8 protein-coding genes are annotated in these 5,763 nt (G+C 30.4%); all 8 read left to right on the forward strand.

Annotated features, from left to right (window positions below; genetic code table 11):
• Positions 1-183 precede the first annotated feature (183 nt).
• The 8 genes from ACVCXO_RS00260 (at position 184) to ACVCXO_RS00295 (ending at position 5,506) form a co-directional block, all read left to right on the forward strand.
• Positions 184-564 carry a hypothetical protein gene (locus ACVCXO_RS00260; RefSeq protein ID WP_188467188.1) on the forward strand — a complete coding sequence of 127 codons (381 nt, stop codon included), beginning with the start codon at positions 184-186 and terminating at the stop codon, positions 562-564.
• 191 nt (positions 565-755) lie between these two features.
• Complete coding sequence (locus tag ACVCXO_RS00265; protein WP_452227598.1) at positions 756-995, forward strand: ribbon-helix-helix domain-containing protein; 240 nt, start codon at positions 756-758, stop codon at positions 993-995.
• Positions 988-1,275: a type II toxin-antitoxin system RelE/ParE family toxin gene (locus ACVCXO_RS00270; RefSeq protein WP_452227599.1), complete on the forward strand. Its 288-nt coding sequence runs from the start codon at positions 988-990 to the stop codon at positions 1,273-1,275. The genes ACVCXO_RS00265 and ACVCXO_RS00270 overlap by 8 nt, the downstream gene beginning before the upstream one ends.
• 158 nt (positions 1,276-1,433) lie before the next feature.
• Positions 1,434-2,015 carry a hypothetical protein gene (locus ACVCXO_RS00275; protein WP_452227600.1) on the forward strand — a complete coding sequence of 194 codons (582 nt, stop codon included), beginning with the start codon at positions 1,434-1,436 and terminating at the stop codon, positions 2,013-2,015.
• Between the two features lie 159 nt (positions 2,016-2,174).
• Entirely contained in the window at positions 2,175-2,750 is a 576-nt protein-coding gene (locus tag ACVCXO_RS00280; RefSeq protein WP_452227601.1) for a hypothetical protein, read from the forward strand.
• A 167-nt stretch (positions 2,751-2,917) separates the two neighbouring features.
• Positions 2,918-3,970 (forward strand): phage exclusion protein Lit family protein, encoded by a 1,053-nt coding sequence (locus ACVCXO_RS00285; RefSeq protein WP_452227602.1) that lies wholly within the window; start codon positions 2,918-2,920, stop codon positions 3,968-3,970.
• A 150-nt stretch (positions 3,971-4,120) separates the two neighbouring features.
• Positions 4,121-4,945, forward strand: a complete 825-nt coding sequence (locus ACVCXO_RS00290; protein ID WP_452227603.1) for a hypothetical protein — start codon at positions 4,121-4,123, stop codon at positions 4,943-4,945.
• Positions 4,946-5,095: 150 nt separating this feature from the next.
• Positions 5,096-5,506 carry a hypothetical protein gene (locus ACVCXO_RS00295; protein ID WP_452227604.1) on the forward strand — a complete coding sequence of 137 codons (411 nt, stop codon included), beginning with the start codon at positions 5,096-5,098 and terminating at the stop codon, positions 5,504-5,506.
• The last annotated feature ends 257 nt before the right edge of the window (positions 5,507-5,763 follow it).

Here is a 5,763-nt window from a genome sequence, read left to right on the forward strand (position 1 = left end):
GAGCTGCATTTGCTAACAACGTATATAAAAAATTGCTAGATTAGTGCTTAAATAAGGTTGGTTGCGCTTTTACTAACTTCTGATTTTCCTTCGGAAAATCCTCGCTGGTAAAAACGCAACTTTCCATATACAAACACGTTGTGTGTAATTTGAGCATACTCAAAACTAACAGGATAAAACTGAATGAAATACTGGATTCTAACTTTAACGATGTTGATTTTTGGATGTAAAAATAATCAAGAAAAACAACCAACTTTAGAATTAGCAGACCCAATTTTAATTGAATGTGATTCTATGTACGAAAAAGCAGAAGCTGATTATAAAAATGGAATTAAAGAATATACAATAATGGGATTAGTTTATGCGACTGAACTTGAAATGTATTATTCTGATTTTATGAAACGTAATTATAATATAACAATGAGAGTTAATTGTGTTCCTAATTACCCGCAATCTTGCTACGAGGAATCAATGAATTATGAGATTGAGGAAGAATATGGCGAAGATTTTATGAAATTGACAAGAGAAAAAGCGGAAATGGAATTTAACGAACAGCGGAAATAAAAACTACACACAACACCGTATATAATTTATTGCTAGTTCTTGCCTGCTTACGAAAACCCTCGCGGATTTTCTATTCGGTTTTTATTTGCTAAATTACGTTCTTAACCACGCAACAAACCATATACAAACACGTTAGCAACAATTTGGAAGCGATGCGAATTTGATGTATATTTACACCAAAATATAAAATTATGTCAAGACAAAGCATATCATTTACGGAGCCTAACGATGAATGGCTGAAAGCCCAAGTGAATAGAAATGAATATTCTAGTAAAAGTGAATTAGTAAACGATTTAATAAGACAAGCCAGAAAGCAGCAAGTCCAAATTGATTGGGTTCGTGCCAAATTAGAAAAGGCCGAAAATAGCGGATTTACAAATGATAACAAAAATGAAATTTTAGCACAATCAAAGTCTCTATTGAATGGCTAAATATAGATTAAGTAACGAAGCTAAAAACGACTTAATAAGAATTCATCATTACGGAATTGAAAAATTTGGAATGACTCAAGCGGATAAGTATTTCGAATCATTTTTTGAATATTTTGATATTATTGCTGAGAGACCTTATTCGTTCGAATCAGTGGAATATATAAAAAACAAATACAGACGTTGTGTATGTGGTTCTGATAGTATCTACTTTAAAATAAATAAAGATATTGTCGATATTATGGCAATTGTGGGAAGTCAAAATTTAAATGAAAAGCTATAACGAAATAATAAACTGTTGCTAACACCGTATAAAATTAATTGCTAGGTTCTCGCCTACTTGGAAAATTCCTGCGGAATTTTCTCTGTTTCGTTTTTGTTTACTAACTTAGTTACTTAAACACGCAACTAATCTTATACAAACACGTTGGCAAACATTTAATGAACAGACTACTAAAAATAATAGGAATAGTAATTATAGCATATTTGTTTATAGCATATGCTTTACCAAAAATAGTTGGAATTCCTATGGCTATGTGGAATTCTGGTCAAATACTGAACGAAACAGAAAACCCGAAAATCATAAAAAAAGGTGCAACAGAAGAGTTGGAAAAAATCATTGCGGAAAATCTAAAAGGAAAATCTGAAATTAATCCTGAAATAGCATTGAAATCGATAATTGAACTTTATCAAAAAAATGAAAATATAGTTATTGAATCGAACGAAAAACCAATCGGAATTTATGTGATTTACGGAACTGATTATTGGAAAGAGGATTCTGAAACTTTTGAATTATGTTTTGCACATCAAAAAGTTGACTCGAATAATGGCAATCTTTATGAATACAGAATTGATATGATTTATGAGCCAAATAACTTTAAAGGAATTGAGGAATTTGATGTTAGATATAACTCGAATATGGATATTGTAAATTTTAAGAAATCTATTATTGAATCAATTGGATTTAAAAAAGCATTCGATATTGAACCAACGAAAGTTGAAATTATTAAAGAACAGATATAAAAAACGATTTGCCAACACCGTATATAATTAATGGCTGGTTTTAGCTTGCTTACGAAAATCTTTACAGATTTTCTATTCGGTTTTTATTTGCTAAATTAGGTGCTGAAACACGCCACTAATCATATACAAACACGTTAGCAACAAGCAGAAGAAACGACAATGTTTAACCGAATCTTTAAGAAAAAATCAAAAGAACTATCCAAAATCGAATATTGGAAAAAGTGGGAACTTTTTGAATTGATTTCGGACTTACATTTAGCGGAAAAAATGTTGTCGGAATATAGTGGTGGTTATTCTGGAAACTTCTCGTCAGCAGAGGAGTTTCACAAAGCACTTGTTGAAGAGATTTATAATGTTGAATTTGACAATGTTGCTGATTTTACTCAAATCTGGTATTGGTTTGCGCCAACTTGTGAATGGGATGATTTTACTGGAATGGAAAGTATTGAATTAGGAAACAGAATATTTAATAGAGTTAATAATTGGAAAAAGAATCAGGACTTCACTCACGGAACAAAAGTTTCTCTGAATGGAGAATTCGGAGTAGTAATCAAATCTGAACTGGATGAACCTAATTTTTGCGGAATTATTCGTTGGGATACTAATCAAGAAACTGACGAAGAAGATTGGAGAGGAGTATTTGGAACCTTTTTAAATCAAGGCGGAAAAATAATCAATGATAATCACCAATTTGAATTTATCAATGATGATGGAACATTAAAACAAACAGAATAATGCCAGTTGCTAACACCGTATATAATTTATTGCTGGTTCTAGCCTGCTTACGAAAACCCTCGCGGATTTTCTATTCGGTTTTTATTTGCTAAATTATGTTCTTAAACACGCAACAAACCATATACAAACACGTTACCAGCAAGCGAAAAAAAACGACAAAGGAAAGAATGAATTTTAAATTTAAAAAAATATTGTTTAAAGTTTATTTTCTTGAAAAAAACTATGCTTTAAAATGCTGGTTTAGAAAGAATATTAAAGGTATAAAAACTTATTACAATCCTGATAGTCATCAAGGAGATATGCCAATACGTGTTCTACAACATAATATTTTATCTTGGCTTGAAACATCATCACCAGATTTTTTCAAAACAATTAAAAAAGAAATAGAAAATAATGGCTTAGAAAAAGGAATTAAATACAATATTGACAAAAAGCATATAATTCATACCTCAAGATTGAATGCTGCAAGCATAAATAGTAAAAGGCAAATCAGTATTTATGAAACATTTAATTCATATTTATGGTGCGTCTGTTATTCACTCCTTGTAACTTTTGATGAAGTTATACAAAAGCCACACTTAAGAGGAAATTATACTGGTGAAATTGATTTAACCAATAAACAAATTAAAGCTGCAAAAGATGTTTTTGATTACGGAATGTCGTTAAAAGATAGTTATAGCAAATGGGATTATTCACTTCCTAACCCCGAGAGTTATGACTGTAAATACTCCCATAATATTGAAAAAGCTAATTCATTATTTGTATCTGCTATGTATTTTATTATATCTCACGAAATTGGTCATAGCTATTTTAATCACGTAACTTATGTCCCTGCTACAGCAAGTCAATCCTTACAAGAGGAATTAGATGCTGATAACTTTGCTATTAAACAAGTTATGTCTTGTAAAGATAAAAAACTTATTCCTTCACTTAAATACGGAGCTACAGTTGGTATGTGTGCTTTGCTTTTTCTTAACCCTAAACTATATAATAATGGTTCATATCCAGATGCTGACAACAGAATTAGAAATGTTATGGAAAAACTCGATTTAAATGATCTTGATCTGCAATGGGGAATGGCTTCTTTAGCATTTAGACTTTGGGGAAATCATTTTAAAATAGATTTTTCATTACCTAAAACTTCAGAAAATTACAGTGAAATGTTCTATGAAGTTTTAAGGCAGATGAATGAAATAAAAAAGAATAAAGCCAGCTGGTAACACCGTATATAATTTATTGCTGGCTTATTGCCTACTTACGAAAGTCCTCGCGGACTTTCTTGGTCGGTAATTATTTACTAAATTAGTTGCTTGAAACACGCAACAAACCATATACAAACACGTTAGGCAATATTAAATAGAACTCTCAGAATGACGATTAATAAACTTGATAGTGAATCATATTTCAAAGAATTATCTTCTTTAATTTTAACCTTCACTACTGAATACGGAGATCAAGTAATAAATAAAATTCTAGATAAAGATGCTTACATAAAAGAACCTCAAAGGTTTTTTTACACCTTAATTCACAAGACATCTTGCTCACTTGAAGCTTCAAATATTTTTATTAGAAACTTTGACTCAAAAAGAAATTATCACCCATCACTTTTCATAATCTTAAGAGCAATTTTGAGTGATATATTAGTAGCCGAATATATTACTCATTGTTCCGAAAGTAACGCACACTCAAACGAATTAATTGATGGAATTTATTTTGACCACGTAGACAATATTATCAGAACTTGTAACACAACATTTCGTCATATTTATCAATGGAATGAAAACGAAACTGAATTAAAAAAAAATGAATTAAAAGCTAATTCAAAATTTTATTCAAGTGATGGAAAAGCCAAATGCAAAAAAATATCTACTTCTCTAAACTCATTAATTGTAAAAATATGGCAATCAAATAAGGATAAAAAACATCTAATACATCATAGAAGGATTTTTGATTTATATGGTATTTTCTCAAAATTTGAACATTTAGGAGAATTAAGTTTTCATTTAACTCATAGAGGTTATGATGACACACAGAAAGATACTTTATACTTTGATTTATATGACTCAATAGTTTTTATTGTCGAAGCTCTAGTTACTTATTCAAAAGCCTGGGAAGGAACTCTAAAATTTGACTTAATTAAATGCAATAAACTGAAACAAGAGATTGAAAAAATGCATCCTAAAATATTAAAATAACATTGCCTAACACCGTATATAATTTATTGCTGGTTCTAGCCTGCTTACGAAAACCCTCGCGGATTTTCTATTCGGTTTTTATTTGCTAAATTACGTTCTTAAACACGCAACAAACCATATACAAAACCGTTACCCAACATTTGACCAAAAATGCCGATAAGAAGAAATACAGACCAAAAAAGTAAAACTCTAACTGAATTTTATTCTGAATTAAAAAACGACTCTAACGTAATTTCAAAAGGAGTCGGAACTTTAATGCTAAATTGGATTGGTAGAATTAACTCGGAATTTAAAGAAACTGAAATTTGGGGATTGACTTCTCATTATCATCTGATTTTACAAAATGAAAATGATTACACATCTAATAATTATGTTGTTCTAACAACTGGAATGGACGAATATCATATCGAATATCTGATTCCAAAAGAATTGGAACCTTGGAAAGGTGCAACAAAATCTTTAGACGAAGCAATGGAAATGTTAATTACCGCAATGATTAATTCAAAGGGTTGGAGTAAATCGACTGAATTAAACAAATTCAAAACTGATGAAAAAAATTAAATCCTTTATTTATGGACTGACAGGAATTTCATTGTTGTTCGTTGCTGTTCTGTTTATTTCTGGATTTATCGGAATTATAAATATGATTTGGACAATGTTGAACTTTATAAATCAATAAAAACGTTGGGTAACACCGTGTATAAAAAATTGCTAGTTTCTTGCTTGCTCGGAAAATCCTTCGGATTATCCTCTGGCTCGTTTTCTTTTGCTATTTTAGTTGTCTAAACACGCAACTTTCCATACACAAACACGTTGTA

This window comes from Lacinutrix sp. MEBiC02404 (assembly GCF_053601575.1).

Excerpts from the sequence above, each read along its gene's own strand:
- ACVCXO_RS00260 (WP_188467188.1), top strand. The coding sequence starts at position 184 with ATGAAATACTGGATTCTAACTTTAACGATGTTGATTTTTGGATGTAAA.
- ACVCXO_RS00265 (WP_452227598.1), top strand. The coding sequence starts at position 756 with ATGTCAAGACAAAGCATATCATTTACGGAGCCTAACGATGAATGGCTG.
- ACVCXO_RS00270 (WP_452227599.1), top strand. The coding sequence starts at position 988 with ATGGCTAAATATAGATTAAGTAACGAAGCTAAAAACGACTTAATAAGA.
- ACVCXO_RS00275 (WP_452227600.1), top strand. The coding sequence starts at position 1,434 with ATGAACAGACTACTAAAAATAATAGGAATAGTAATTATAGCATATTTG.
- ACVCXO_RS00280 (WP_452227601.1), top strand. The coding sequence starts at position 2,175 with ATGTTTAACCGAATCTTTAAGAAAAAATCAAAAGAACTATCCAAAATC.
- ACVCXO_RS00285 (WP_452227602.1), top strand. The coding sequence starts at position 2,918 with ATGAATTTTAAATTTAAAAAAATATTGTTTAAAGTTTATTTTCTTGAA.
- ACVCXO_RS00290 (WP_452227603.1), top strand. The coding sequence starts at position 4,121 with ATGACGATTAATAAACTTGATAGTGAATCATATTTCAAAGAATTATCT.
- ACVCXO_RS00295 (WP_452227604.1), top strand. The coding sequence starts at position 5,096 with ATGCCGATAAGAAGAAATACAGACCAAAAAAGTAAAACTCTAACTGAA.